Genomic DNA, 25,848 nt, shown 5'->3' with positions numbered 1-25,848 from the left:
GTCCCCGACGGGCCACCCCCTGGTAGCCGCTTGGCCGGAAATGTAGACCTCTGCAGGTCAGGGCGTCAGTCGGGCAACCGAGGTGGTCTCTCAGCGTACTGACAGGAAACGCTCAGGCGGTGCGGGCGGTGGCGACGTCGACGAGTCCGAGGAGCACCTCGCGGGCCTCGTCGTCGAGGCTCGGGGCGCTCGTGAGCGCGTCGCGCGCCGAGTCGGCGAGCCGCCCGATCTCGTCCTCGAGGACGTCGACGGCCCCCGACGTGGTGATGACGAGGCGAAGCGTCCCCACCGCGTCGGTGTCGAGGTCCGGGCGCCCCACGAGGCGGCCGAGCGCGGCGCGGCCGGCGTCGTCGGTGCCGGCGAGGGCGTGGGCGAGCAGCACGGTGCGCTTGCCCTCGCGCAGGTCGTCGCCCGCGGGTTTGCCGGTGGACTCGGGGTCGCCGAAGACGCCGAGGAGGTCGTCGCGCAGCTGGAAGGCGCGGCCGAGGTCGAGGCCGTAGCGCGACAGGGCCGCGGTGCCGGCGGCGTCGAGCCCACCGGTGGCCGCCCCGATGAGCAGCGGGTGCTCGACGGTGTACTTCGCGCTCTTGTAGGTGATGACGCGGCCGGCCCGCTCGACGCGCTCGGCGGGGTCGACGCCCTCCCAGGGCCGCATCGACTCGACGACGTCGAGGAACTGCCCCGCCATCAGCTGGCTGCGCATGCGGTCGAACAGCGCGCGGCCGCGGGCGACGTCCTCGGCAGGCAGGCCGCTGGTGGCGTACACCTCGTCGGCCCAGGTGAGGCAGAGGTTGCCGGCGAGGACGGCACCGGCGAGGCCGAAGCGGTCGGCGTCGCCGGTCCACGAGCGGGCGGCGTGGGCGCTCGCCATCGCGCGGTGGGCGGCGGGGCGGCCGCGGCGGGTGTCGGAGTCGTCCATGACGTCGTCGTGGATGAGGGCGGCCGCCTGGAAGATCTCCATCGCGCTCGCGAGGCGGACGAGGGCGTCGGAGTCGGGGCGCCCGGCCGCGCGGTGGCCCCAGTAGAGGAAGGCCGCGCGCAGCCGCTTGCCGCCGCGCAGGAGGTCAGCGACGGCCCGGACGAGGTCGTCGACGTCGGTGCCGAGCTCGGCGAGGACGTGCGCCTGGTGGGTCAGCTCGTGGTCGAGGCACTCCTGCACCCGGCGCCGCAGGTCGGCGGTGTCGAGGGGGTTCGGCACGGAGGTCCTCCATGGCCGCGGGAGCGGCGCGGGCGGTCGGATGCTGGCGCCCCCGAGCCTACGGCGTCGGGCCTCGACTACCCTCACCGCCATGGCCCACCACGGAGGAGGAGGACGTCCCGAGCACCTCGTGCGCTCGATCCCCGGGCTCCTGCGGGAGGACCGTCCCTCGATCAGCTTCGAGTTCTTCCCCCCGAAGGACGACGACTCCGAGGCCCAGCTGTGGACCGCCATCCGCCAGCTCGAGCGGGTCCGCCCCGCGTTCGTGTCGGTCACCTACGGTGCGGGCGGGACCACCCAGGACCGCACCGTGCGCGTCACCGGCCGCATCGCCGACGAGACCTCCCTCACCCCGCTGGCCCACCTCACCTGCGTGGGGGCGTCCGTGCGGCAGGTGCGCCAGGTCGTCGGCCAGTACGCGTCCTCGGGCGTGCGCAACATCCTCGCCCTGCGCGGCGACCCGCCGGGCAACGTCCGCGGCCACTGGACCCCGCACCCCGAGGGGCTCGACCACGCCGACTCCCTCGTCGGCCTCATCCGCGGGCTCGGTGACTTCACCATCGGCGTCGCCGCCTTCCCCGACGTGCATCCGGACAGCCCCGACCTCGACCACGACGTCGACGTGCTCGTCCGCAAGGCCGACGCGGGGGCGAGCTTCGCCATCACCCAGATGGTCTTCGACGCCGACACCTACCTGCGCCTGCGCGACCGCGTGGCCGCCCGCCGCGACCTGCCGATCACGCCCGGCCTCATGCCGGTGACCAACGTCCGGCAGATCCAGCGGATGTCCGAGCTCATGGGCACCCCGCTGCCCCAGGCGGTCGTGGGGCGGCTCGAGGCGGTCAAGGACGACCCGGCGGCCGTGCGGGCCGTGGGCGTCGAGATCGCCATCGAGCTCGGGCGCCGGATGCTCGACGAGGGCGCGCCGGGCATCCACTTCATCACCATGAACCGCTCGACGGCGACCCTCGAGGTCTTCGACAGCCTCGGCCTCTGAGCCCCGACGGGTGCCGGCCGGGCGTCCTCAGTGCCCGGCGTCGGACCGCGCCAGGCGCATCCCCCCGAGCACCATGGCGGCGGCGGCCCACGCCGCGAGCGTGAGGCGTGCCGTCGTCGGGGTGAGGTCGGACGCCCCGCCGTCGAGGAGGAGGAAGAGGACGGCCGTCCCGGGCATGAGGTCGCCCAGGCGCTCGAACCCGTCGACGGGGACGATGGCGAGGACGAGCGGCAGCACGAGGTCGAGCCCGATGACGGTGACGAGGCCGCCCGCGGTGCTGCGGGTCAGCAGACCCACGCCGACCGCGAGGAGGAGGTTCGTGGCCAGGACGAACCCGATGGTGCCGAGGATCCTCGCGCCGTCGCCCGCGTCCAGGCCGAACCGCGGCGAGGCGACGTGCACGGTGACCGCGACGAGGGTGAGCAGGACCAGCGCGTAGGCGGTGAGGGTGAGGACCACGACGAGGGTGCGGGCCGCGAGGAGGACGCCGCGCCGTGGGGTCCACTGCAGGGAGGGGACGATGCCGCCGGTCGTGTGGTCGGCGGTCGTCGTCACGACCGCCGTCGCGACGACGCCGAACAGGGCGAAGATCGCGGCGAACTGGGAGCTGGTCCACGCGCCGCCCGGAGGCACCTCGATACCGGGGTTGTTGGCCGTGTCGAGGGTGAGGAGGAAGCCGAGCCCGAGGACGGCCACCCCGGTCGCGCCGACGAACCACCAGGTCGAGCGGACCGACCACAGGCGGCTCCACTCCGCGCGGGCGGTGCGGACGAGGGCGGTGCCGAGGCCGGCCTCGGTGCGGGTGTGGCCCGGGCGCGCCGCGCTGCGGGTCGTGGGGGCGCTCATCGCTCGCCTCCCGCGAGGTCGGCGGTGACGGGTTCGGAGCGGTGGCCGTGGTGCTCGACGGCGCCGTCGGTGAGGCGCAGGTAGGCGTCCTCGAGGGACTGCTCGACCTCGGACAGGTGGTGCAGGGTCGCGCCGACCGTGCGGGCCGCGGCACCGATCTCGGCCGCCGGGAGGCCCGCCACCTCGAGCTCGTCGGGACCGGTGCGCTCGACGGTGGTGGCGCGCGGCGCCAGGGCCTCCGCGAGCGCGTCGGCATCGGGGGTCCTGACCCGGACGCGCTGGTGCTCGAGGTCCTGGAGCACCTCGGCGATCGTCGCGTCGGCGATGAGCCGCCCCTTGCCGATGATGACGACCCGGTCGGCGATGAGCTGCATCTCGCTCATCAGGTGGCTCGAGACGAGGACGGTGCGCCCCTCGTCGGCGAACCCGCGCAGGAGGGAACGGATCCACCGGACGCCGTCGAGGTCGAGGCCGTTGACCGGCTCGTCGAACATCAGCACCCCGGGGTCGCCGAGGAGCGCCGCCGCGATGCCGAGGCGCTGGCGCATCCCGAGCGAGTACGTCTTGATGCGCCGGTGCGCCGCGCCCTCGAGGCCGACCTGGTCGAGGACCGCACCGACCCGGCTGAGCGGGATCCCGTTGCTGCGGGCGGCGATCCGCAGGTGCGCGCGTCCGGAGCGCCCCGGGTGCATGGCTCCGGCGTCGAGGAGGGCGCCGACCTCGTGGAGCGGCGCCGTGCGCTCCGCGAGGCGGTGGCCGTTGACCACGGCGTCGCCGGAGGTCGGGCGGTCCAGGCCCATGACGACGCGCATCGTCGTCGACTTGCCGGCACCGTTGGGGCCGAGGAAGCCGGTCACCGTTCCGGGTCGGGCGTCGAAGGTGAGGTCGTCGACCGCCCGCACGCGGCCGTGCTCCTTGGTCAGTGCTCGAACGCTGATCACGGTCGTTCCCCTCGTGGGCCGGGCTGCTTCGGTGCTCGGACGCTACAAGGGCCGCCGGGCGGGAGTGGTGGAGGACGTCTGGAGATCGTGTGGATGTCGCCGCGTCGTCGTCCTCGATGACGCACCGCGCCGGCCGCGGGCACGGGCCCCCCTCAGCGCCCATTCCCGCGGCCGGCGCGGCTGCACGAGCATCTCGGGTCGGCGTGACCCTCCACATCCGTACAGGTACTCAGAGGTGGTGGGTCCCGCTCCGGTTCCGTGGCTCCGGCGAGGTGCTGGTGGGGCCTCGCCTGGGGCGCGAAGTTGGTCCTCGTCGGCGCAGGCTGGGATCCTGCTCCCGTGGACAAGGCCGAGAAGATCTGGAAGAGGGCGTCTCGCGGCGGTGGCAGGGAGCTCGGTGAGGGCGACGCCGCCCTGGCGGGGGCCCTGGCCTTCCACGCCCTGGTGAGGGAGGGCGGGGTGCTGCACGCGTTCGAGGACCTGTCCCCCAAGAAGCTGCAGAAGGCGCGCGACGGCTTCGCCTTCCTCGGGCTGTCCCAGGTGACCCGGTTCGTCGAGGACACCGCGCAGTCGATCGCCGACACCGCGTGGGACGACGAGGGTGCGGTCGAGGCGCTCGAGTCCGGGTCGAACGAGGCGTACGCGGCCCTGCTCCCCGACGACCAGCCCCTCAAGGACGCCTTCCGCACGCGCCTCGCCGAGCACCCCGAGGCGTTCACCAACCCCTGACCCACGCCTTCGGTGGACCGCGCGGGTCGGCGCGTCGGGCACCACGGTGCTCGTCTCAGGCGACGTCCATCGGGTGGCCGCCGGTGATGCGGATCAGCTCGTCGTAGCTCGTCGCGAACACCGAGTGGCTGTGTCCGGCGGCCGCCCACACCGTCGGGTAGCGCCCGAGCGTGACGTCGACGACGGTGTCGATGTGCTGCGGGTGACCGACCGGGGCGACCCCGCCGATCGCGAACCCGGTGTGCCGGCGGACGAACTCGGGGTCGGCCTGCTCCAGCGACGCCAGCCCGGCGAGGGCGGCGACCTTGTCGGTGTCGACCCGGTGCCCGCCCGAGGCGAGGACGAGGAAGGGGCGCGTGCCGCCGTCGTGGTCGGTGGCGACGAAGACGAGGCTGTTCGCGATCTCGGCGCGCGTGATGCCCAGGGCGTCGGCGGCGGCCCGCGCGGTGCGCACGGCGTCGGGCAGGTGCCGGATCTCCGGGACGACGTGATGCAGGGCGAGCGTGTCGAGGACGGCGCGCACCCCCGCGTGCCCGCTGAGGTCGCGGGCGGCGAGCGGCTGGCCGGGCTCGAGGCTCATGTCCCAAGCGTAGTGAGGGAAGCGGTGTCCGGCACCGGCGTTCGGGCCGGGGGGGCGGGTGTCGTCGGGCGGGTGGCGGTGGGCTGCGACGATGGGGCGGTGATCGCTGACCGGTGGGGCGTCGTCGACGCCGAGGTGGCGGCCCACTACGGCTGCGACGACCTCGTCCTCGACCCGGTCCTCGAGGCGTGGCGCGGGGTCACCGTGGCGGCCCCCGCCGACGTGGTGTGGACCTGGGTGGGGCAGGTCCGCGCCGCCCCGTACTCCTACGACTGGGTCGACAACCGCGGGCACCGTTCTCCGCGAACGGTGCTCGGTCTCGCCGCTCCCGAGGTGGGGGAGTCGTTCACGAGCAGCGGAGGGCGCCCGCTCGGTCGCGTCCTCGCCGTCGAGCCGGGTCGTGAGCTCACCGGCACGGTGATGGGTGGCGTCCTCACCTACCGGGTGACGGAGGTCGGTCCGCGGGAGACGCGCCTCGTCCTCAAGGTCGTGATGGAGCGGGGCCGGCTCCTCGCCCCGCTCGTGTCGGTGGGCGACCTCGTCATGGCGCGCCGGCAGCTGCTGACGTTCAAGGAGCTCGCCGAGGCGTCGGCCGACGCGGGGCGGTGACCGGTTCGTAGGCTGGCTCCACCGTCCCCCCGACAGGAGCAGACCTTGATCCTCATCACCGTGAAGTTCCCGATCCGCGAGGACCGCCTCGAGGCCTGGGACGAGCTGTCGACGTCCTACGCCGCGGCCGTCAGCCAGGAGCCGGGGTGCGTGTTCTTCGAGTTCTCGCGCAGCCTCACCGAGCCGAACACCTTCGTGTGCATCGAGGGCTTCCGTGACTCCGCCGCCGGCGGGGAGCACATGGCCCAGGACCACGTCGCGCGGTTCATGGCGCAGATGCCCGACATCGTCGCCGCGCAGCCGCAGATCATCTACGTCGACGCCGACGAGGTCACCGGCTTCGGCCCGATGGGGGAGATCCAGCCCCGCGAGGCCTGACCCCGCTGCGAACGCGCGTCCTACGGGGCAGTAAGAGTCGTGATCGCGACCCTTACTGCCCCGTAGCGCGCACTTCGGTGGTGTCCGGGTCCCGTCTCGAGCGCGTGCTACCGCCTGGTCAGTGGGGTGATCACCCCTCCTACCAGGCGGTAGCACGCGGTCTCGGGGGAGGGGGGGTGGGCGCCCGAGGGGGTGGGTCGGCGTGTCGTGGACGGCGCGCCCGAACGGCTTGACGTCCTGTCGGGGGCCGGGGTTACAGTGGAGGAAGTCGAACAGATGTTCGACATCGACCGCCGGTCCCGCCGCACCGACGACCCCACCCACGGGGTCGGCCGGCGATGCCGTCATGCCCGAAGGAGGTGCGCGTGTCCCGTCGTCACCACGACCCCGTCGCCGTCCGCGGCGCACGCCCCCACGGTGCCACGACCTCCCGTGGTGCTGCTCCCGGTGCCGTGGTGCCCGCGGTGGAGGACGGCCCGCGCGACTTCGTGTGGCGCGGCCGCCGCTACACCGTGTGCGCCGTCCTCGCCTCGTGGCAGGAGCGCCGGGCCTGGTGGCGCGAGGTCGGCGACGACCCGTCCGGCCCGCCCAACCCGCAGCGCCGCGTCTGGCGGGTCGAGGCCTGCCCACCCTCCGGCGACGTCGGGGTCTTCGACCTCGGCCGCGACGACGACCACTGGCTCCTCCTACGAGCCCACGACTGAGGAGAACCCATCCATGAGCCACGCCACGACCACGCTCGACCTCCTCGACCGCTCCCGTGAGGCGCTCGCCGGCGCCTGTGCCGCTCCGGCCGCCTCCGCCCGCCACGGTGCCGCCGCGCTCGCCGCCCTGCGCGCCGGCGCCGCCCTCGTCGCGGCCGGGTCCACCCGTCGCGGCCCCCGCCTGCCCGGGGAGGGCCCGCACGACGTGTGGTCGCTCGTCGTCGGGGTCGCCCCCGAGCTCGTCGAGTGGGCGCAGCGGTTCGCCGCCGCCACCGAGCGCCAGGGCCAGGTCGAGGCCGGCACCGCGCGGGTCGGGGCCCGCGAGGCCGACGACCTCCTGCGCGACGCCGAGACCTTCCTCGACCTCGCGGCCCGGCGCCTCGGGGTGCCCACGACCTCGGCGCCGCACCGGCTCGTCCCCGTCCGCTCGGCCTGAGGGCGGGGGAGCGCCACACCGTGTCCGGCTTCGCCCACCTCCACGTCGCCTCGGGGTTCTCGATGCGCTTCGGCGCCTCGATGCCGGGCGATCTCGTCGAGCGCGCCGCCGCCCACGGCCAGCACGCCCTCGCCCTCACCGACCGCGACGGCCTCTACGGTGCGGTCCGCTTCGCCACGGCCTGCGCCCGCGCCGGGGTGGCGCCGGTCCTCGGGGTCGACCTCGCCGTCGAGCCGCTGCGGGCCCCCGGCACCCCACCGCCCCGGGTGCGCAGCCCGGTGCGCGGCGGCGCCGTGGTCGACCCGCGCCACCCGCGCGTCACCGTCCTGGCCCGGGGTCGCCTCGCCGGCACCGCGGCCGGCGTCGGCTGGGCGGCGCTGTGCCGCCTCACCACCGCCACCCACCTGCGCGGTGAGCGCGGCGTCCCCGTCACCACCCCCGAGCTCCTCGCCCACTGGTCCCACCCCGAGGGCGGGGGAGAGGGCGCCGCCAGCCGGCTGCTCGTCCTCCTCGGCCCCGACTCCGACGTCGGCCGGGCCCTGCTCGCCGGCCGGAAGGAGCGCGCCCGCCACCTCCTGGACGGATGGCGCACCCTCCTCCCGCGCGACGGCCTCGCCCTCGAGGTCGTCCTCCACGGCGGTCCGGAGGGCACCCCGGGGTGCCGCTCGCACGCGGCCCGGATCCTCGGCCTCGCCGACGAGTCGGGCCTCCCGGCGGTCCTCAGCGCGGCGGTCCGGCACGCCACCCCCGAGCAGGTCCGCACCGTCGACGTCCTCGACGCCGCCCGCCGGCTCGTCGTCCTCGACTCCCGCCACCTCGACCGCGTCACCGACGCCGGGCACCTCGCCGACACCGCCACGATGCACGCGGCCGCGCTCGAGGTCACCGCCGGCGACCGCTCCCGCGCCGACCGGCTCCTCGCGATGACCTCCCTCGTCGCCGACGAGTGCACCCAGGACAACCGGCACGACCTCGGCATCGGCGCGGTCCACCTCCCCGAGGCCGAGGTCCTCGGCATCGAACCCGGCACGGACCCGATGCAGGTGCTCACGCAGCGCTGCCGCGACGCCGTCGGGCGCCGGTACCCCGGCATCGACGAGGCCGGCCTGCGCGTCGTCGAGCAGCGCCTCGACGACGAGCTCGAGGTCGTCCGGGCGCTCGGCTACCCCACGTACTTCCTCACCGTCGCCGAGGTGACCGACCTCATCCGCGCGCGCGGCGTGCGGGTCGCCGCCCGCGGCTCGGGCGCCGGCAGCCTGGTCAACCACCTCCTCGGCATCAGCGGCGTCGACCCCGTCCGGCACCGCCTGCTGATGGAGCGGTTCTGCTCCCCGCTGCGCGCCGAGCTCCCCGACATCGACGTCGACGTCGAGTCGGCCCGCCGCACCGAGATCTACGAGGCGGTGCTCCAGCGCTTCGGTGCCGAGCGGGTCACCTGCGTGTCGATGATGGACACCTACAAGGTGCGCCACGCCGTGCGCGACGTCGGCGCGGCGCTCGGGATGCCGCCCACCGAGGTCGACGAGATCGCCAAGGCGTTTCCCCACATCCGCGCCCGCGACGCCCGCCACGCCATCGCCGACCTCCCCGAGCTGCGCAGCCGCGGCCTCGACAGCCCCCGCCTGGCCACCTTCTTCGACCTCGTCGAGGGCCTCGACGGCCTGCCCCGCCACATCGCCCTCCACCCGTGCGGGGTCGTGCTGTCCAACGCCGGGCTCCTCGACCGCACCCCCGTCGAGGCGAGCTGGCTCGGCTTCCCGATGACCCAGTTCGACAAGGACGACGTCGAGACCCTGGGCTTCCTCAAGCTCGACGTCCTCGGCATCCGGATGCAGTCGGCGATGGCGCACGCCGTCGCCGAGGTCGCGCGGGTCACGGGGGAGCGGGTCGACCTCGACGACGAGGGCCAGGTCGCCCACGACGACGAGGCCACCTACGAGCTGATCCGCACCACCCGCACCCTGGGGATGTTCCAGATCGAGAGCCCCGGCCAGCGCGAGCTCGTCGGCAAGCTCGGGCCGAGCCGCTTCGACGACCTCATCGTCGACATCTCGCTCTTCCGGCCCGGGCCGGTCAAGTCCGACATGATCACCCCGTTCCTCGAGAGCCGGCACGGCTGGCGCGAGAAGCGCTACCTCCACCCGAGCCTCGTCCCGGCCCTCGAGGAGACCGAGGGCGTCGTCGTCTTCCACGAGCAGGTGCTGCTCATCGTCGCCGAGACCACCGGGGTCACCCTCGCCCAGGCCGACGAGGTGCGCCGCAGCATGGGCACCCCGAAGGGCCAGGAGGAGGTCGAGGCGTGGTGGCGCCCGGCCGCCACGGCCCGCGGCTACACCCCCGTCGAGCGCGACCGCATCTGGGAGGTCCTGAAGTCCTTCGCGAGCTTCGGCTTCTGCAAGGCGCACGCCGCCGCCTTCGCCCTGCCCACCTTCCACTCGGCGTGGCTGAAGACCCACCACCCGGCGGCCTTCCTCGCCGGGGTCCTCACCCACGACCCCGGCATGTACCCGAAGCGGCTCATCCTCGATGACGCCCGCTCCTTCGGCATCCCCGTCCTCGGGCTCGACGTCAACGCCTGCGACGACACCTACCGGGTCGAGCGGGTCGACGAGGCCGCGCCCGTCCCCGACGACATCGACCCGCCCACCCGGTCCGTCGCCGACGACGCCGAGGACGCCGCCTCCGACCGCGCCGACGCCGTGCTCCCCGCGTGGCGGCGGTCCCGCCAGCCCTTCGGCATCCGGCTCTCGCTCGCCGACGTCAAGGGGATCAGCGAGGCCGAGGTCGCCCGGGTCGTCGCGGGCCGGCCCTACACCGACCTCGGTGACTTCTGGGCCCGCGCCCGGGTCAGCCGCCCGGTCGTCGAGCGGCTCGTCCTCGCCGGCGCCTTCGACTCCCTCCACGGGATGGGCGGCACCGGGCTCGGTCGGCGCGGCCGGGTCACCCGCCGCGACCTGCTGCTCCACGTCGCCGAGCTCGAGCGGTGGGAGCGCTCGGGCGCCGGCCCGTCGCGCTCGAGCCGGCGGCGCGCCATCCCGGTCAGCCAGCCGCGCGAGCTCGAGGCCGCGGGCCTCGACGTCCGCCACCGCGCCGCGGCCCAGTCGCAGGCGGCCCGGGCCGTGGTCCCCGCCGACCGGCAGCCCACCCAGCTGACCCTCGACCTCGGCGACCGGCCGCGCCTCGTCGCGGGGGCCGGGCTGCCCGAGATGACCGGCCCCGAGCGGGTCCGCGCCGAGCTCGACGTCCTCGGCCTCGACGTCTCGGCCCACGTCGTCGAGTTCTACGCCCCGCTGCTGCGGGCGCTCGGCGTCACCCGCAGCCGCGACCTCCTCGGCAGCCGCAGCCGCAGCGAGGTGTGGGTCGCCGGAGTGAAGGTCGCCACCCAGACGCCACCGGTGCGCTCGGGGCGGCGCGTCGTCTTCCTCACCCTCGACGACGGCACCGGGCCCTCCGACTGCACCTTCTTCGAGGACGTCCAGGGCCCCTACGCGGGGGTCGTCTTCCACTCGTGGCTGCTCCTCGTCCGCGGGGTGCTGCGCCGCACCGGCGACCGCGGTGTCTCGATCCGCGCCACCGGCGCCTGGGAGCTCGCGGCGCTCTGGGACTCCTGGCAGCTCGGGGGGCTGCCGGCCGTGCGGGCGGCGGTCACGGCGGGGGAGTCCGACGCCCGGGCCCGCGCCGAGGCCGCCGAGGAGGCCGCCCGCGCCAACGACGCGCGCACCGGGCGCCGCGTCCTCGTCCACGCCTCGGGGTTCAAGCAGTCGCCGTACGCCGACATCCGTCCCCCCGGCGCCGACCCGCGGTCCGGGCGGGGCGTGCCCGAGCTCCCCGCGGCGGCGCAGGCGCCCGCCCTGCCCTCGCGCAAGCTGTGGCACGCGAGCCCCGGCAGCTCCGGACACTAGGGTGGTCACGACCCCCCAGCCCACCCACCGAGGAGCAGATCCGTGGCCGACGACCGCGCCCGAACCCGCCGGGCGCCCGCCCAGCCGGGCCTGCGCACCGTCGCGGTCCAGGCCGCCCTCGACGCCCTCGCCGAGCGCCGCAGCGCCGAGCTCGGGCGCCCGCTGCGCGTCCTCGACGTCGGCGGCGGCACCGGGGGCACGGCCGTGCCGCTCGCCGCCGCGGGCCATGACGTCACCGTCGTCGACCCCAGCCCCGACGCCCTCGCCTCGCTGCGCCGCCGCGCCGCCGAGACCGGCACCTCCGCGCGGGTCCACCCCGTCCAGGGCGACACCGACACCGTGGCCCAGCCCGGCCCCGACGGCGAGCGCGCGTCCTACGACCTCGTCTGCCTCCACGGCACCCTCGAGGTCGTCGACGACCCCGCCACCGCCGTCGCCAACCTCGCGGCCGTCCTCGCACCCGGGGGCACCTTCAGCCTCGTCGTCGCGCAGCGCCTCCCGGCGGCCCTCGCCCGCGCCCTCGCCGGGCAGTTCGCCCGCGCCCAGGCCATCCTCGAGCGCCCCGACGGCCGCTGGGGCGACGACGACCCCGCACCCCGCCGCTTCGACGAGTCCGGCGTCCTCGAGCTCCTCGCCGCCCACGGCCTCACCCCGGTCGACAGCCACGGCGTGCGGATCTTCAGCGACCTCGTCCCCTCGGCCCTCGTCGACTCCGAGGCCGACCGCACCGCGCTGCTCTCCCTCGAGGCCGTCGCGAGCACCCACCCCACCCACGCCGCCCTCCTCGGCGCGCTCGGCAGCGTCCGGCACGTCCTCGCCACCCGCGACTGAGCCCGCCGGGGTCCACCGATGAGCCGCCGCCAGTTCGCCCTCCCCGACCGGGCGTCCAGCGAGCCGCCCGACGACACCGGCTGCACCGTCCTGCACGTCGACATGGACGCCTTCTACGCGTCCGCCAGCCTCCTGGCGCACCCCGAGCTCGTCGGCACCCCCGTCATCATCGGTGGCGGCAACCGCGGTGTCGTGCTGTCGGCCACCTACGAGGCCCGCCGGTTCGGGGTCACCAGCGCCATGCCGATGGCACGGGCCCGCCGGCTGTGCCCGCAGGCCACGGTCCTGCCCCCCGAGCCCGGCCTGTACTCCACGATCTCCGCCGCGGTGATGGAGGTGTTCCACTCGGTCACCCCCGTCGTCGAGCCGCTCTCCCTCGACGAGGCGTTCCTCGACGTCTCCGGCGCGGTGCGGCGCCTCGGCAGCCCCGCCACCATCGGCCAGCAGATCCGGGACACCGTCCACGACGAGCAGGGCATCACGTGCTCGGTCGGCGTCGCCCCCTCGAAGTTCGTCGCCAAGCTCGCCTCGGGCCTGGCCAAGCCCGACGGCATGGTCGTCGTCCCGCGCGACGAGGTCGTCCCGTTCGTCCAGCAGCTGCCGGTCGGGGCCCTGTGGGGCGTCGGCGAGCGCACCGAGGAGGCGCTGCTGCGCCTGGGCCTGCGCACGGTCGCCGACATCGCCCACACCCCCGTCGACACCCTCGTGCGCGGGCTGGGGGAGGCCAGCGGCCGTCACCTCCACGAGCTGTCGTGGGGCCGCGACCCGCGCGGCGTCGAGCGCGAGGTCAAGGAGAAGAGCGTCGGCAGCGACCAGACCTTCGACGCCGACATCGACGACGCGACCGAGATCCACCGCCGCCTCCTCGGCCTCAGCGAGCGCACGGCGGCCCGGATGCGCGCGGCCGGTCTCACGGGCAAGACCGTGACCCTCAAGGTGAGGTTCAGCGACTTCACGACCATCACCCGGGCCAGGACGCTGCGCGAACCCACCGACAGCGGGCGCGCCATCCACACCGCCGCGGTGTCCCTCTTCGACGCCCTGGGCCTGCAGCGAGCACGGATCCGCCTCGTCGGGGTGCGGATGACCGGCCTCGTCGACGTCGCCGAGGCGCCCATCCAGGGGGTCATCGGTGAGCCCGAGCACGGGTGGCGAGACGCCGACCGGGCGGTCGACCGGGCCCGTTCACGCTTCGGTTCGGGAGCCGTTCGACCAGCCAGTCTGGTCGAACGTGACGCATCCGCTTCCGCACGGCGACGTGGGGATTTATCCTGAGGGTTCAGGGACAACGTGGGGCCGTCCGCCGGACGGTCCCGGGCCGACCGCGGGAGGTTCCGTGCCGCTCTCAGACCACGAGCAGAAGATGCTCGAGCAGATGGAGCACGCGCTCGCTGCCGAGGACCCGAAGTTCGCCTCGCAGATGCAGGGCAGCACCTTGGCGTCCGTGCAACGACGGCGCTGGGTGATCGGCGGGATCGGCGTGGTCGCGGGCCTGGGTCTGGTTCTCGTGGGGGTCAACACGACGATGTGGGTGGGTGCCATCGGCTTCGCCGTGATGGTCGCGGCCGCGGTCTTCGCCGCCACCCCGCCGCGCCGCGCCCAGCTCGGCGTCGTGCGCCCCGACGGCACCGCCGGCCCGGCACCCAAGGGCGCCGCCCGCCGCAAGGGTGGCCAGAAGTCGTTCATGGACAAGCTCGACGAGCGCTGGGAGCGCCGCCAGAACAACTGGTGACGAGCACCGGGCCCGGCCCGATGACGAAAGGGCCCCGTCCGCATCCCGGACGGGGCCCTTCGACGTGCTCAGGGGTCAGGTGAGGACGAGACCCACGACGTAGAGGCCGGCGATGAGCAGCCCGGCCACGAGCTCGATGCCCACGCTCTGGGCCACGGCGAGCATGGCGTGCTTGGTGCGGGTCCAGGCCATCGCGCGGTCGCGGGTGCGCCCGCTCTCGACGAGGAAGATCGCCGCGACGAAGAAGACGAACGCGCCGACGACGGGGATGACGAAGAAGCCGACGATCCCCGCGAGCACGGCCAGCAGCAGGGTCGAGGACCCCACGCCGCGCTCCTTCATCCGCCGGCCCGGCAGCAGGTACTGCAGCGCGTAGCCGGCGACCGCCACGACCAGGGCCGCGACGAAGATGCCCCACGCGAGCGGGGTTCCGGTGAGGGCAGCCCAGAGCAGGACGCCGCCGAGGACCATGAGCAGGCCCGGCAGGACCGGGACGACGATCCCGAGGAGCCCGACGACGACGAGGAGCGGCGGGACGACCAGCCGGACGTCGTCGGTGAGCCCGTCCACCCTCAGGCGGTGGTGTCGCCCACCGAGGTGGGCTCGAGCAGACGCTCGCTCTCGTCGTGGATGTCTGCGACTCCCGCCAGTGCGGGGGTGTGCTCGCGCCCGTGGTGCGCGCAGAAGAGCAGCTCGCCGCCACCGTGCAGGGTGGCGCGGACGTAGGCCTGCGCTCCACAACGGTCGCAACGGTCCGCGGCGGTCATGGTGGGTGCCAGTGCGGCGTTCACGTCGGCCTCCTCGGCTCGCTCGGTATGACGGTGGTTCGGTGCCCCCGACCCGTCCGGATCGGAGACGTTGCAACAGTCAACCACGCCGGTCTCTTCCCGCCGTGCAGGTGGTGTCCACGAAGGTCGCTCATGTCCGGATCGTGACCAAGCGGTCGATCCCCGCCCGCCACCCGGCCGACACCCCGGCGCTGGTCGGCCGATCCCCGCTCCGGCGGCCCCCGGAGCGGGTCGCCGTCGGCCACGGCGGTGCGCCTGCGCGGGGGCGTCGGAGGCGGCGGCTACCCTGCGTGACGTGACTGCGACCGCTGCGAAGAAGACCGCGACGAGCAAGTCCGCGTCCGAGTACACCGCCCACCACCTCCAGGTCCTCGAGGGGCTGGAGGCCGTGCGCAAGCGTCCCGGCATGTACATCGGGTCCACCGACTCGCGCGGGCTCATGCACTGCCTGTGGGAGATCATCGACAACGCGGTCGACGAGGCCCTGGGCGGGCACTGCGACCACGTGGCCGTCACCCTGCACCACGACGGCTCGGTGGAGGTCCGCGACAACGGCCGCGGCGTGCCCGTCGACATCGAGCCGCGCACCGGCCTCACCGGTGTCGAGCTCGTCTACACGCGGCTGCACGCGGGTGGGAAGTTCGGCGGCGGCTCGTACACCGCCTCGGGCGGCCTGCACGGCGTCGGCGCCTCCGTGGTCAATGCGCTGTCCTCGCGCCTCGACGTCGAGGTCGACCGCGGCGGCAAGACCTACGCCATGAGCTTCCGGCGCGGCGAGCCCGGCACCTTCTCCGACGTCGCGGGCGCCAAGGGCCGCAAGGACCCCGAGCACGCGTTCACGCCGTACGTCGAGAACAGCGTCCTGGAGGTCATCGGCAGCACCCGTCGCGGCGTCACGGGCACCCGGGTGCGGTACTGGTCCGACGGGCAGATCTTCCTCAAGGACGCCGGCTTCGACCTCGACGGCCTGCTGTCGCGGGCCCGCCAGACCTCGTTCCTCGTCCCTGGGCTCACCATCGTCGTGCGCGACGAGCGCGGCGAGGAGCCCGTGGAGGAGGTGTTCCTCCACGACGGCGGCATCTCCGAGTTCACCGAGTTCCTCGCCCCCGACCCCGAGGTCACCGGCGTGTGGCGCCTGCAGGGCAGCGGCTCGTTCACCGAGACCGTGCCGGTCCTCGACGGCAAGGGACACATGACCCCCACCGAGGTCGAGCGCGAGTGCGGCGTCGACATCGCCGTGCGCTGGGGCACCGGGTACGACACCAAGGTGCAGTCCTTCGTCAACATCATCTCCACCCCCAAGGGCGGCACCCACCTCGCCGGCTTCGAGCAGGCGCTGCTCAAGGTGCTGCGCAAGCAGCTCGAGGTCAACGCCCGCCGCCTCAAGGTGGGCTCCGACAAGCTGGAGAAGGACGACGCCCTCGCCGGCCTCACCGCGGTGGTCACGGTGCGCCTGGCCGAGCCGCAGTTCGAGGGCCAGACCAAGGAGGTGCTCGGCACCAACGCGGTGCGCGCCATCGTGGCCAAGGTCGTCGAGAAGGAGCTCACCGCGCGGCTGACCTCCACCAAACGCCCCGAGAAGCAGCACGCGGCCCTGCTGCTCGAGAAGGTCACCGCCGAGATGAAGTCGCGCATCAGCGCGCGGCTGCACAAGGAGACCCAGCGCCGCAAGACCGCGCTCGAGTCCTCGTCGCTGCCGGCCAAGCTCGCCGACTGCCGCAGCACCGACGTCGAGCGCACCGAGCTGTTCATCGTCGAGGGCGACAGCGCGCTCGGCACCGCCAAGCTGGCCCGCAGCAGCGACCACCAGGCACTGCTGCCGATCCGCGGCAAGATCCTCAACGTCCAGAAGGCCTCGGTCACCGACATGCTCGGCAACGCCGAGTGCGCCGCGATCATCCAGGTCATCGGGGCGGGGTCCGGGCGCACCTTCGACCTCGAGGCGGCGCGGTACGGGAAGGTCATCATCATGACCGACGCCGACGTCGACGGCGCCCACATCCGCACCCTGCTGCTCACCCTGTTCTTCCGGTACATGCGCCCGCTCGTCGAGGCCGGGCGGGTCTACGCCGCCGTGCCGCCGCTGCACCGCATCGAGGTCATCAACCCCGGCTCCAAGGCCAACGAGGTCATCTACACCTACTCCGAGGCCGAGATGCGCCGCACCATGGCGAACCTCACCAAGCGGGGCAGGAAGACCAAGCCGCTGCAGCGCTACAAGGGCCTGGGCGAGATGGATGCCGACCAGCTGGCCGAGACGACGATGGACCCGCACTTCCGCACCCTGCGCAAGGTCACGGCCGAGCACGTCGACGCCGCCACCAAGGTCTTCGAGCTGCTCATGGGCGGCGACGTCGGCCCGCGCAAGGACTTCATCATCGACTCCGCCCACGCCCTGGACCGCGAGCGCATCGACGCCTGACCTGCGGCGGCGCGCCGCGCCTCGTGTTGCCGACCGGCCCGTCGTTCGACCAGAGTGAGGCCGACGTCGACGTCCACCCGGGCGCCGACGCGCCGACGAGGAGGGCCAGATGAGTACGACGGTCGACCAGGGTCACCACCCCGTCGCAGGGGAGGAGAAGACCGAGCTCAAGCGGGTCATCGGACCCAAGCTGCTGCTGCTGTTCATCGTCGGGGACATCCTCGGCACGGGGGTCTACTCCCTGACCGGCAAGGTCGCGAGCGAGGTCGGGGGAGCGGCCTGGGTGCCGTTCATCGTCGCCTTCGCCATCGCCCTCGTCACGGCGTTCAGCTACCTCGAGCTCGTGACGAAGTACCCCAAGGCCGCCGGTGCGGCGCTGTACACGCACAAGGCGTTCGGCATCCACTTCGTGACGTTCCTCGTGGCGTTCACCGTGATGTGCTCGGGCATCACCTCGGCGTCCACGGCCTCCAACGCGTTCGCCGCCAACCTCGCCGACGGCTTCGGGCTCGACAGCGACAACAGCACCCTCGTGCTCGTCATCGCGCTGGCCTTCATGCTGCTCGTGGCCGCGGTGAACTTCCGCGGCGTCGGCGAGAGCGTCAGGGCCAACGTCGTGCTGACGACGGTCGAGCTCTCCGGCCTGCTCCTCGTCATCCTCGTGGGCGTGTACGCCGCCTCGGGCGGCAAGGCCGACTTCTCCCGCGTCACGGTGTTCGACACCTCGGGAGACAAGAGCGTCTTCCTCGCCATCACCGCAGCGACCTCGCTGGCCTTCTTCGCGATGGTCGGGTTCGAGGACGCGGTGAACATGGCCGAGGAGACCCAGGACCCGGTGCGGATCTTCCCCAAGATGATGCTCACCGGCATCGGCATCACCGGCGTCATCTACGTGCTCGTCGCCGTCTTCTCGGTCGCCTTGGTGCCGGTCGGCGAGCTCGGTGAGGGCGACACGCCCCTGACCAAGGTCGTCTCGGCGGGCCTGCCCGACTTCCCGGTCGACAGCGTCATGCCCTTCATCGCGATGTTCGCCGTGGCCAACTCGGCGCTGATCAACATGCTCATGGCCAGCCGGCTCATCTACGGCATGGCCCGCCAGGACGTCCTGCCGCCGGTCCTGGGGCGCGTCCACCGGGGCCGCCAGACGCCGTGGGTCGCCATCATCTTCACCACGACCATCGCGTTCGGCCTGATCTACTTCGTCAGCACGAGCGACAGCGACGTCGTGCCGGCGCTCGGCGGCACCACCGCCCTGCTGCTGCTCGGCGTGTTCACCATCGTCAACATCGCGGTGCTCGTGCTGCGGCGCGACCCGATCGACCGCAAGCACTTCACCACCCCCACGGTGCTCCCCGTGGTCGGTGCGGTCGTCTGCTTCTTCTTCACCCTGCCGGTCACCGGGCGCGACCCCATCCAGTACACGATCGCCGGGTACCTGCTCGGCATCGGCGTCCTGCTGTGGGCGCTCACCTGGATCGCCAACCGGGCCCTGCGCGGCAAGAAGACCTACCTGCGCGACCCGGAGGAGCTGGCGAGCGAGGACGCCACGAAGAACTGAGCCCGGCCGGCTCGGTGCCGCGTCGGCGTCAGGGGACGCGGACCGGCACCGGGCCGGTGGACTCTCGCACGATCAGCTCGATGGGCATGACGACCTCGTCGGTGGCGAGGTCGCCCTCGAGCAGGGCCTCGAGCAGCAGCTCGGCGGCCCGGTGACCCTGGCCCGCGACGTCCTGGCGGACCGTGGTGAGGCCGAGCACGGCCGAGAGCACGAAGTCGTCGACGCCGACGATGGAGAGGTCCTCGGGGACGCGCAGGCCCAGGCGTCGGGCGCTCTCGCGCACCCCGATGGCCATCTCGTCGGACGCCGCGACGATGGCGGTGGGCCGGTCGGGGTCGGAGAGGAGCGCGATGCTGTCGCGGGCCGCGGCCTCGGCGGTCCAGTCGGAGCCGAGGATCCAGCTCTCCTCGCAGACCAGCCCGCGCTCGCCCACGGCGTCGCGGAAGCCCTCGAGGCGGTCCTGCGGGGTCTGGATGTGCGCCGCGTTCTGGGGCACCGCACCGATGTAGCCGATGCGGGTGTGCCCCAGTCCCGCGAGGTGCTCGACGGCCGTGCGCATGGTGGCGGCGTCGTCGATGCGCACGCAGGCCCGGCCGGGTACGGGGGAGCCGATGGCGACCAGGGGCAGCCGCAGGCGGTCGACGAGGTCGACCTCCTCGGTGGACATCGGGACGTTGAGGGTGATGACGCCGTCGACCCGCTTCCAGAGCATGTTCTGGGACAGGGGGAGGCGCTGGTCGAACGTGTCGTCCTCGAGGTCGAAGAGGATGACGTGGTGCTCGCGGGCGCGCAGCGTCTTCTCGATGGCGCTGACGAGCGTGGCGAAGAACCAGCGGGTGAGGAACGGGGCGACCACCGCGACGACGCGGGTGCGCCCGGAGGCCAGGGAGGTGGCCGTGGGGGAGGCGACGTAGTCGAGCTCCTGCGCGACCTTCAGCACCCGTTCACGGGTCTCGGGGGAGACCCGGTCAAGACCCCGAAGGGCGCGGGAGACCGTGGCGACCGACACCCCGGCCACCCGCGCCACATCGGTGATGGTGCTGATGCGTCACTCCTTCGTGAGGACCTGCGGATCAGCCCTTGAGCCCGCCGGCCAGCAGGCCGCGGACGAAGAACCGCTGGAGGGCGAGGAACACCGCGACCGGGACGACCATCGAGATGAACGCACCGGCGGACAGCAGGTACCAGGCACTGCCTCGGGAACCGGACAGCTCGGCGACGCGGACCGTGATGGGCGCGACGTCGGGCGTTCCACCGAGGAAGACCAGCGAGACGAGCAGGTCGTTCCACACCCACAGGAACTGGAAGATCCCGAACGCGGCGAGCGCGGGGGTGAGGAGCGGCAGGAGGATCTTGAAGAAGATCGTCACGTGCCCCGCACCGTCGACGCGGGCCGCCTCCATGAGCTCGCCCGGGAGCTCGCGCATGAAGTTGTGGATGAGGAACGTCGCGAGTGGCAACGCGAAGATGGTGTGCGACAACCACACCGACCAGTACGACGCCCCGAAGCCCAGCTTGTTGACGTAGATGTCGAGCAGGGGGATGAGGGCGACCTGCAGCGGGACGATCTGCAGGGCGAAGACCGCCACGAACAGCGCGTCACGCCCGGGGAAGGGCATCCACGCGAACGCGTAGGCGGCCAGCGAGGCCAGGAAGATCGGCAGCAGCACGGCCGGGACCGTGATGACGACCGTGTTGATGAAGTACTGGCCCAGGCCTGCGGAGCTGCCCGGTGCCAGTGCCTGGCGGTAGTTGTCGAGGGTGAAGGCGCCCGGGTCGCTGAGCGCGGTCCACCACCCGCTGGTGTTGATGTCGCGTTGCTTGCGGAACGACGTGACGAGCAGGCCGAGGGTCGGCGTGGTCCACAGCACCGCGATGATGATCGCGACGACGGAGGCCCACGGCGAGGAGACCGACCGTGCCGCGTCGCCCGCCTTGGACTTGCCCCGCTTGCGCGGGCCGGGGAGCTCGGTGCTGGCCTCGGCGGAGACGGACTCCGGCGTGGCTGCTGGCTGGAGGGTGCTCACGGCTCAGGCCTCCTTGCGCATCTGGATGATGTTGTAGACGACGATCGGGATGACGAGGACGAACAGCAGCACCGCGAGCGCGGCGCCCAGGCCGGGCGCGTTGTAGCGGAAGCTCTGGTTGTAGAACTCGTTGGCGACGACCGAGGTGTCGAACTGCCCCGCGGTCATGGTGCGGACGATGTCGAACACCTTGAGCGTGCCGATGCCGATCGTGGTGAGGACGACGACGAGCGCGGCGCGGATGCTCGGCAGGGTGATGAAGCGGAACATCTTGAATCCCTGGACGCCGTCGAGCTTGGCGGCCTCGATGATCTCGTCGGGGATGGCCTTGATGGCGGCCGACAGCACCGTCATCGCGAAGCCGGCCTGGATCCAGACCATGACGAAGATGAGCATCACCGTGTTGAGCGGGGAGTCCAGCAGGAACTGCTGGGTGTCCATCCCGAGGGCCTTGAGGATGCCGTTGAGCAGGCCGATCTGGGGGCGCGAGGTCTGCTTGTACTGGTAGACGAACTTCCAGATGATGCCCGCGCCGACCATGGAGATGGCCATGGGGAGGAAGATCAGCGCCTTGGCGAACGCCTCGCCCCTGGCCCGGTCGATGAGGATCGCGTAGAGCAGGCCGATCGCGGTGGCGAGGAACGGCACGAGGATGACCCACAGGGCCGTGTTGCGCAGCACGATGAGGAGCTCGGGCTGGGTGAACATCGCCCCGTAGTTCTCGAGCGAGAAGCCGCCCTCGCCGGACTTGCCGCGCAGCGACTGGATGATGGTGAGGATCGCGGGGTACATCAGGCCGACCGCGAGGAGCAGGATCGCCGGGGCCGCGAAGAGCGCACCCTGGGCCTGCTCACCCTTGCGTCCCTTGAACAGGGAGGCGAGGAACAGGACGAGACCGAACACGAGCGCGAAGAACGCGACCGCGAAGAACATGAGGAAGAACTTGCCGCCGATGCTTTGGGCGCGCAGGAAGGGCTCGGGGATGATCCCCGACCCGACCGCACCCAGGACGCTCGTCGCCATTGACGCCACCTCCGGTAGGAGTTCACGAAGAGGGAGAGCCGGGGTGGGGCGGAGGGCATCCGCCCCACCCCGGCTCGGGTTGACCTGGGGTCAGGTCAGGGTCACTTCGGCCACGAGTTCTCGATGAAGTCGAGAGTGGCCTTGTCGTCCTGACCGGTGATCCAGTTGGTCATGCCCTTCCAGAACGTGCCCGAGCCGACGGCGCCGGGCATGAGGTCCGAGGCGTCGAAGCGGAACGTGGCGCCCTTGTCGGTGAGCTGCACGGCCGAGAGCTTGTCGACCGGGTTGGTCAGCAGCGCCGGGTCGGCGTTCTTGTTCGCCGTGACACAGCCGCCGGAGCCGCAGGTCTTGGCGCGCTCGTTGGCCCACTCGACCGAGGCGAGGTAGGTCTGGAACGCCTTGACCTCCGGGCGGTCGGTGAACGCGGCGACGAACTCGCCACCACCGAGGACCGGGTGGTCGGCCTCGGTCTTGGCCGGCAGGTAGAAGGCCCAGACGTCGCCGTCCTCGGCGACCTTGGTGCCCTCGGGCCAGTTGGCCGCGTAGAACGAGGCCTGGCGGTGCATGTAGCACGACCCCTCGAGGATCGGCTGGCCGCCGTCCTGGAACGAGGTCGAGGCGATCGTCTTCACGTCGCCGTAGCCACCGTTGACGTACTTGGGGTTCTTGAGGATCTTGCCGACCTCGGCGAGAGCCGTGGCGACCGCGGGGTCGTTGAACGGGATCTCGTGCTTGACCCACTTGTCGTACGTCTCGGCGCCCGCGGTGCGGAGCATGACGTCCTCGACCCAGTCGGTGGCGGTCCAGCCGGTGGCGTCACCGGACTCGATGCCGGCACACCAGGGCTTGACGTCGTCACCGGGGTTGTCGGCGACGATCTTGTCGGACAGGGCGAGGAGGGCGTCCCACGTCTTGGGGATCTCGTAGCCCTTGTCCTTGAACGCCTGCGGGGAGTACCAGACGAAGGACTTGACGTTGGCGCCGAGCGGGGCGGCGTAGAACGTCCCGTCGACGGTGCCGTACTCCTTGAAGTCGGGCATGTTCTTGTCGACGTTGGCGGTGACCTCGGCCGGAGCCGGCTTCACCTTGCCGGTCTCGACCATGGTCTTGAGCAGACCGGGCTGCGGCAGGTACGCGATGTCGGGGGCGTTGCCGCCCTTGACGCGCACCGGCAGCTGGGCCTCGAACTCCTTCGAGCCTTCGTACTTGATGGTGACGCCGGTGCAGGCCTCGAAGGGCTTGTACGACGCCTGGTGCGGTCCGTCTTCCGGCGCGGTGATCGAGGTGTAGACGGTGACCGTCTTCCCCTTCAGGTCACCGAACGTCTTGTAGGGAGCGCAGTCGATCGTGCTGGTGCTGCCGCTAGAGGTGCCATCGCTGCCACCGTCCTCGCTGCTGCCTCCACAGGCAGTCGCGGTGAGAGCCACCGCGACCACTCCGGTCAGCGCCGCGAAGCGCCGCTTAGAACTGAGGGCCATAGCCCGCCTCCATTTCACTGGTCGCGCCGAGGCGGGTGGGCCTCGGCGATGAGGGGAACCGGGACCAAAGGTAAAAGCGTTTACGCAGCAGCGCAACGGTCCCACGCCACGAGGGCGTAACGATTCCGTAACGCGGGAACTCCCGCGGGGCGAGCCGGTCGGTCAGCGCACGGGGGAGCCGACCCCGGCGACGACCGCGGGGAAGGGCGTCCCCGACCCGTCGCGTCGTCCGGTGGCCTCGGGGAGGTCGAGCGGGACCCCGTTCGAGCCCGAGGCGCGGGCCGGGAGGGCCCCGACCCAGGCGAGGACGAGGGCGTCCTCGCCGCGCAGGAACCGGTGCGCCCGAACGCCGCCCGTGCCACGACCCTTCGCGGGGTACTCGCTGTACGGGGTCACCTTCATCGACCCGGGCTGGGTGCCGGGCAGGGCGTCGGACGCACCTGCGGAGGTGACGACGACGTTCTCGGCGGCGGGGTCGACGGCCCCGAAGAAGGCCACGGAGACCCCGGCCGCCAGCCGCACGCCGGCCATGCCACCGGCCGTCCGGCCCTGCGGACGCACCGACGAGGCCGGGAACCGGAGCAGCTGCGCGTCGCTCGTGACGAAGACGAGGTCCTCGGCACCGTCGCGCAGCGCGACGGCCCCGACGACGCGGTCGCCGTCCTTGAGGGAGATGGCCTCCCAGTCGGCGCGCGCCGGGTAGTCGGTGATGACCCGCTTGACCACGCCCTGGGCGGTGCCCAGCGCCACGCCGGGTCCGTCGGGGTCGAGCGGCACGATGGTGAGCGGCTCCTCGCCGGAGGGGAGGTCGACGTACACGGCCAGGGGCGCCCCGCCCGACAGGCTGGGAGCGCCACCCAGGGGCGGCAGCGTCGGGAGCTCGAGCACCGACATCCGCACGACCCGGCCGAACGAGGTGACCAGCCCGAACTCGCCTCTCGCCGTGGTCTTCACGGCACCGACGACGGCGTCGTGCTTGGCCCGGCCGCCCTCGGCGGGCACCGGTTCGGCGTCGGAGGTGCGGGCCAGCAGTCCGGTGGAGGAGAGCAGGACCCAGCACGGGTCGTCCGCGACCTCGAGCGGGGTGACCGACGTGGCCGGCGTGCCGGCCGACTCGAGCAGCACGGTGCGGCGGGGGGTGCCGTGGGCCTTGGCGACGTCGGCGAGCTCGTCGGAGACGAGCTTCCGCAGCACCTTCTCGTCGGCGAGGATCGCCTCGAGGGCCTCGATCTGGCGCTGCAGCTCGTCGCGCTCGGCCTCGAGCTCGATGAGCGAGAACTTGGTGAGGCGGCGCAGCTGGAGCTCGAGGATGTACTCGGCCTGGGCCTCGGAGAGGTCGAAGACCGAGATGAGCCGGGCCCGCGCGGTCGCAGCGTCGTCGCTGGTGCGGATCAGCTGGATGACCTCGTCGATGTCGAGGATCGCGACGAGCAGTCCCTCGACGAGGTGCAGGCGGTCCTTGCGCTTGGCCAGGCGGTGCTCGGTGCGGCGGCGCACGACCCCGATGCGGAAGTCGACGTAGGTGCGCAGCAGCTCCTTCAGGCCCAGCGTGCGCGGCTGCCCGTCGACGAGCGCCACGGCGTTGATGCCGAACGAGTCCTCCATCGGGGTCAGCTTGTAGAGCTGCTCGAGGACGGCATCGGGGTTGAACCCGTTCTTGACCTCGAAGACCAGGCGCATGCCGTTCTTGCGGTCGGTGAGGTCCTTGACGTCGCTGATGCCCTGGAGCTTCTTGGACTGCACGAGCGTCTTGACCCGCTCGATGACCTTCTCCGGGCCGACGAGGTAGGGCAGCTCGGTGACGGTGATGCCCATCCGCCGCGGGGTCAGCTTCTCGACGCGGGCGGTCGCGCGGGTGCGGAAGGTGCCGCGGCCGGTGAGGTAGGCGTCGCGGATGCCGTCGAGCCCGATGATCCGGCCGCCGCCGGGCAGGTCAGGGCCGGGGACGAACTTCATCAGGTCGTCGAGGGAGCAGTCGGGGTGGGTGATGAGGTGGCGCGCCGCCCCGATGACCTCGACGAGGTTGTGCGGGGCCATGTTCGTGGCCATGCCGACGGCGATGCCGCTGGCGCCGTTGACGAGCAGGTTGGGGTACGCCGCCGGCATCACGCCGGGCTGCATCAGCGAGTCGTCGTAGTTCGGGACGTCGTCGACCGTGTCCTCGTCGAGCCCGGAGACCATGAGGAGGGCGGCCGGCGCCATCCGGGCCTCGGTGTACCGCGAGGCGGCCGGGCCGTCGTCGAGCGAGCCGAAGTTGCCGTGGCCGTCGACGAGCGGCAGGCGCATCGTGAACGGCTGCGCCATGCGGACCAGGGCGTCGTAGATGGCCTGGTCGCCGTGCGGGTGGTACTTGCCCATGACCTCGCCGACCACGCGGCTGGACTTCACGTGCGGGCGGTCGGGGCGCAGGCCCAGCTCGCTCATCCCGAACAGGATGCGGCGCTGCACGGGCTTGAGGCCGTCGCGCGCGTCGGGCAGGGCCCGCGAGTAGATGACGCTGTAGGAGTACTCGAGGAAGGCCGAGCGCATCTCGTCCTCGACGTCGATGTCGACGACCTTCTCGACGAGGTCCTCGGGGGGAGGCGTGCTGCTGCTGCTGCGCTTGGCCATGGGGTGGGGCTTCGCTCCGGGTGGGTCAGGGTCGTGGCGGCACCACGACGGGGGTCAGC

At 72.7% G+C, this 25,848-nt stretch carries 23 protein-coding genes; 12 read left to right on the top strand and 11 right to left on the bottom strand.

Annotated elements, in window-relative coordinates:
* Positions 1 to 112 precede the first annotated feature (112 nt).
* Positions 113 to 1,198, bottom strand: a complete 1,086-nt coding sequence (locus tag ACFLFB_RS11495; RefSeq protein ID WP_392542313.1) for a polyprenyl synthetase family protein — start codon at positions 1,196 to 1,198, stop codon at positions 113 to 115.
* Between the two features lie 91 nt (positions 1,199 to 1,289).
* Here ACFLFB_RS11495 and metF point away from each other — a divergent pair, with 91 nt between their 5' ends.
* Positions 1,290 to 2,195, top strand: coding sequence for a methylenetetrahydrofolate reductase [NAD(P)H] (gene metF / locus ACFLFB_RS11490; protein ID WP_392542312.1), 906 nt, complete (start codon positions 1,290 to 1,292; stop codon positions 2,193 to 2,195).
* 27 nt (positions 2,196 to 2,222) lie between these two features.
* Here the strand turns inward: metF and ACFLFB_RS11485 are convergent, their stop codons facing one another.
* Together ACFLFB_RS11485 and ACFLFB_RS11480 are read right to left on the bottom strand one after the other, a co-directional pair.
* On the bottom strand, positions 2,223 to 3,041 hold the full coding sequence (locus ACFLFB_RS11485) for a hypothetical protein (RefSeq protein WP_392542311.1): 819 nt from the start codon (positions 3,039 to 3,041) through the stop codon (positions 2,223 to 2,225).
* Complete coding sequence (locus ACFLFB_RS11480; RefSeq protein WP_392542310.1) at positions 3,038 to 3,982, bottom strand: ABC transporter ATP-binding protein; 945 nt, start codon at positions 3,980 to 3,982, stop codon at positions 3,038 to 3,040. The genes ACFLFB_RS11485 and ACFLFB_RS11480 overlap by 4 nt, the downstream gene beginning before the upstream one ends.
* Before the next feature lie 339 nt (positions 3,983 to 4,321).
* Here ACFLFB_RS11480 and ACFLFB_RS11475 point away from each other — a divergent pair, with 339 nt between their 5' ends.
* Positions 4,322 to 4,711: a hypothetical protein gene (locus ACFLFB_RS11475; RefSeq protein ID WP_392542309.1), complete on the top strand. Its 390-nt coding sequence runs from the start codon at positions 4,322 to 4,324 to the stop codon at positions 4,709 to 4,711.
* Positions 4,712 to 4,766: 55 nt separating this feature from the next.
* Here ACFLFB_RS11475 and ACFLFB_RS11470 read toward each other — a convergent pair whose 3' ends face one another.
* A complete protein-coding gene (locus tag ACFLFB_RS11470) occupies positions 4,767 to 5,291 on the bottom strand; it encodes a YbaK/EbsC family protein (RefSeq protein WP_392542308.1) in 525 nt (174 codons plus the stop codon).
* 99 nt (positions 5,292 to 5,390) lie between these two features.
* On the opposite strand from ACFLFB_RS11470, the gene ACFLFB_RS11465 reads away from it, so the two are divergent.
* The 8 genes from ACFLFB_RS11465 (at position 5,391) to ACFLFB_RS11430 (ending at position 13,883) form a co-directional block, all read left to right on the top strand.
* On the top strand, positions 5,391 to 5,900 hold the full coding sequence (locus ACFLFB_RS11465) for an SRPBCC family protein (protein ID WP_392542307.1): 510 nt from the start codon (positions 5,391 to 5,393) through the stop codon (positions 5,898 to 5,900).
* 45 nt (positions 5,901 to 5,945) lie between these two features.
* Complete coding sequence (locus tag ACFLFB_RS11460) at positions 5,946 to 6,278, top strand: putative quinol monooxygenase (RefSeq protein WP_392542306.1); 333 nt, start codon at positions 5,946 to 5,948, stop codon at positions 6,276 to 6,278.
* A 365-nt stretch (positions 6,279 to 6,643) separates the two neighbouring features.
* The gene (locus ACFLFB_RS11455; protein ID WP_392542305.1) at positions 6,644 to 6,982 is read left to right on the top strand and encodes a DUF6504 family protein; all 339 of its coding nucleotides are present in this window, start codon (positions 6,644 to 6,646) and stop codon (positions 6,980 to 6,982) included.
* Positions 6,983 to 6,995: 13 nt separating this feature from the next.
* Positions 6,996 to 7,418: an SAV_6107 family HEPN domain-containing protein gene (locus ACFLFB_RS11450; protein WP_392542304.1), complete on the top strand. Its 423-nt coding sequence runs from the start codon at positions 6,996 to 6,998 to the stop codon at positions 7,416 to 7,418.
* A gap of 20 nt (positions 7,419 to 7,438) precedes the next feature.
* Complete coding sequence (locus ACFLFB_RS11445) at positions 7,439 to 11,320, top strand: DNA polymerase III subunit alpha (protein ID WP_392542303.1); 3,882 nt, start codon at positions 7,439 to 7,441, stop codon at positions 11,318 to 11,320.
* A 42-nt stretch (positions 11,321 to 11,362) separates the two neighbouring features.
* Positions 11,363 to 12,151, top strand: a complete 789-nt coding sequence (locus ACFLFB_RS11440; RefSeq protein ID WP_392542302.1) for a class I SAM-dependent methyltransferase — start codon at positions 11,363 to 11,365, stop codon at positions 12,149 to 12,151.
* Positions 12,152 to 12,169: 18 nt separating this feature from the next.
* Positions 12,170 to 13,426 carry a DNA polymerase IV gene (dinB, locus tag ACFLFB_RS11435; RefSeq protein ID WP_392542301.1) on the top strand — a complete coding sequence of 419 codons (1,257 nt, stop codon included), beginning with the start codon at positions 12,170 to 12,172 and terminating at the stop codon, positions 13,424 to 13,426.
* Positions 13,427 to 13,487: 61 nt separating this feature from the next.
* A complete protein-coding gene (locus ACFLFB_RS11430; RefSeq protein ID WP_392542300.1) occupies positions 13,488 to 13,883 on the top strand; it encodes a DUF3040 domain-containing protein in 396 nt (131 codons plus the stop codon).
* A 75-nt stretch (positions 13,884 to 13,958) separates the two neighbouring features.
* Here the strand turns inward: ACFLFB_RS11430 and ACFLFB_RS11425 are convergent, their stop codons facing one another.
* Together ACFLFB_RS11425 and ACFLFB_RS11420 are read right to left on the bottom strand one after the other, a co-directional pair.
* Positions 13,959 to 14,453 carry a DUF456 domain-containing protein gene (locus ACFLFB_RS11425; protein WP_392542299.1) on the bottom strand — a complete coding sequence of 165 codons (495 nt, stop codon included), beginning with the start codon at positions 14,451 to 14,453 and terminating at the stop codon, positions 13,959 to 13,961.
* Positions 14,454 to 14,455: 2 nt separating this feature from the next.
* Positions 14,456 to 14,674 (bottom strand): hypothetical protein, encoded by a 219-nt coding sequence (locus ACFLFB_RS11420; protein WP_392542298.1) that lies wholly within the window; start codon positions 14,672 to 14,674, stop codon positions 14,456 to 14,458.
* A 292-nt stretch (positions 14,675 to 14,966) separates the two neighbouring features.
* Here ACFLFB_RS11420 and ACFLFB_RS11415 point away from each other — a divergent pair, with 292 nt between their 5' ends.
* Both ACFLFB_RS11415 and ACFLFB_RS11410 read left to right on the top strand, forming a co-directional pair.
* A complete protein-coding gene (locus ACFLFB_RS11415; RefSeq protein ID WP_392542297.1) occupies positions 14,967 to 17,093 on the top strand; it encodes a type IIA DNA topoisomerase subunit B in 2,127 nt (708 codons plus the stop codon).
* Between the two features lie 109 nt (positions 17,094 to 17,202).
* Positions 17,203 to 18,651, top strand: a complete 1,449-nt coding sequence (locus tag ACFLFB_RS11410; protein ID WP_392542296.1) for an APC family permease — start codon at positions 17,203 to 17,205, stop codon at positions 18,649 to 18,651.
* Between the two features lie 28 nt (positions 18,652 to 18,679).
* Here ACFLFB_RS11410 and ACFLFB_RS11405 read toward each other — a convergent pair whose 3' ends face one another.
* The 5 genes from ACFLFB_RS11405 to ACFLFB_RS11385 all read right to left on the bottom strand — a co-directional run bounded on the left by ACFLFB_RS11405 (position 18,680) and on the right by ACFLFB_RS11385 (position 25,789).
* Entirely contained in the window at positions 18,680 to 19,678 is a 999-nt protein-coding gene (locus ACFLFB_RS11405; protein WP_392542295.1) for a LacI family DNA-binding transcriptional regulator, read from the bottom strand.
* 46 nt (positions 19,679 to 19,724) lie between these two features.
* The gene (locus tag ACFLFB_RS11400) at positions 19,725 to 20,678 is read right to left on the bottom strand and encodes a carbohydrate ABC transporter permease (protein ID WP_392542294.1); all 954 of its coding nucleotides are present in this window, start codon (positions 20,676 to 20,678) and stop codon (positions 19,725 to 19,727) included.
* A gap of 3 nt (positions 20,679 to 20,681) precedes the next feature.
* Positions 20,682 to 21,701, bottom strand: coding sequence for a carbohydrate ABC transporter permease (locus tag ACFLFB_RS11395; protein ID WP_392542293.1), 1,020 nt, complete (start codon positions 21,699 to 21,701; stop codon positions 20,682 to 20,684).
* Positions 21,702 to 21,802: 101 nt separating this feature from the next.
* Positions 21,803 to 23,179, bottom strand: a complete 1,377-nt coding sequence (locus tag ACFLFB_RS11390) for an ABC transporter substrate-binding protein (RefSeq protein ID WP_392542292.1) — start codon at positions 23,177 to 23,179, stop codon at positions 21,803 to 21,805.
* Between the two features lie 162 nt (positions 23,180 to 23,341).
* Positions 23,342 to 25,789, bottom strand: coding sequence for a DNA topoisomerase (ATP-hydrolyzing) subunit A (locus ACFLFB_RS11385; RefSeq protein WP_392542291.1), 2,448 nt, complete (start codon positions 25,787 to 25,789; stop codon positions 23,342 to 23,344).
* Between the last annotated feature and the right edge of the window lie 59 nt (positions 25,790 to 25,848).

Origin of the sequence: Oryzobacter telluris (assembly GCF_043099285.1) — a bacterium.
Classification (GTDB): domain Bacteria; phylum Actinomycetota; class Actinomycetes; order Actinomycetales; family Dermatophilaceae; genus Oryzobacter; species Oryzobacter telluris.
Note: the sequence above shows the minus strand (reverse complement) of the source record. Positions and strands in the feature narration are given on the sequence as shown.

What these genes read in the sequence shown, in the direction of transcription:
- metF (WP_392542312.1), top strand. Translation starts at nt 1,290, where the DNA reads ATGGCCCACCACGGAGGAGGAGGACGTCCCGAGCACCTCGTGCGCTCG.
- ACFLFB_RS11485 (WP_392542311.1), bottom strand. Translation starts at nt 3,041, where the DNA reads ATGAGCGCCCCCACGACCCGCAGCGCGGCGCGCCCGGGCCACACCCGC.
- ACFLFB_RS11470 (WP_392542308.1), bottom strand. Translation starts at nt 5,291, where the DNA reads ATGAGCCTCGAGCCCGGCCAGCCGCTCGCCGCCCGCGACCTCAGCGGG.
- ACFLFB_RS11450 (WP_392542304.1), top strand. Translation starts at nt 6,996, where the DNA reads ATGAGCCACGCCACGACCACGCTCGACCTCCTCGACCGCTCCCGTGAG.
- dinB (WP_392542301.1), top strand. Translation starts at nt 12,170, where the DNA reads ATGAGCCGCCGCCAGTTCGCCCTCCCCGACCGGGCGTCCAGCGAGCCG.
- ACFLFB_RS11410 (WP_392542296.1), top strand. Translation starts at nt 17,203, where the DNA reads ATGAGTACGACGGTCGACCAGGGTCACCACCCCGTCGCAGGGGAGGAG.
- ACFLFB_RS11395 (WP_392542293.1), bottom strand. Translation starts at nt 21,701, where the DNA reads ATGGCGACGAGCGTCCTGGGTGCGGTCGGGTCGGGGATCATCCCCGAG.
- ACFLFB_RS11390 (WP_392542292.1), bottom strand. Translation starts at nt 23,179, where the DNA reads ATGGCCCTCAGTTCTAAGCGGCGCTTCGCGGCGCTGACCGGAGTGGTC.
- ACFLFB_RS11385 (WP_392542291.1), bottom strand. Translation starts at nt 25,789, where the DNA reads ATGGCCAAGCGCAGCAGCAGCAGCACGCCTCCCCCCGAGGACCTCGTC.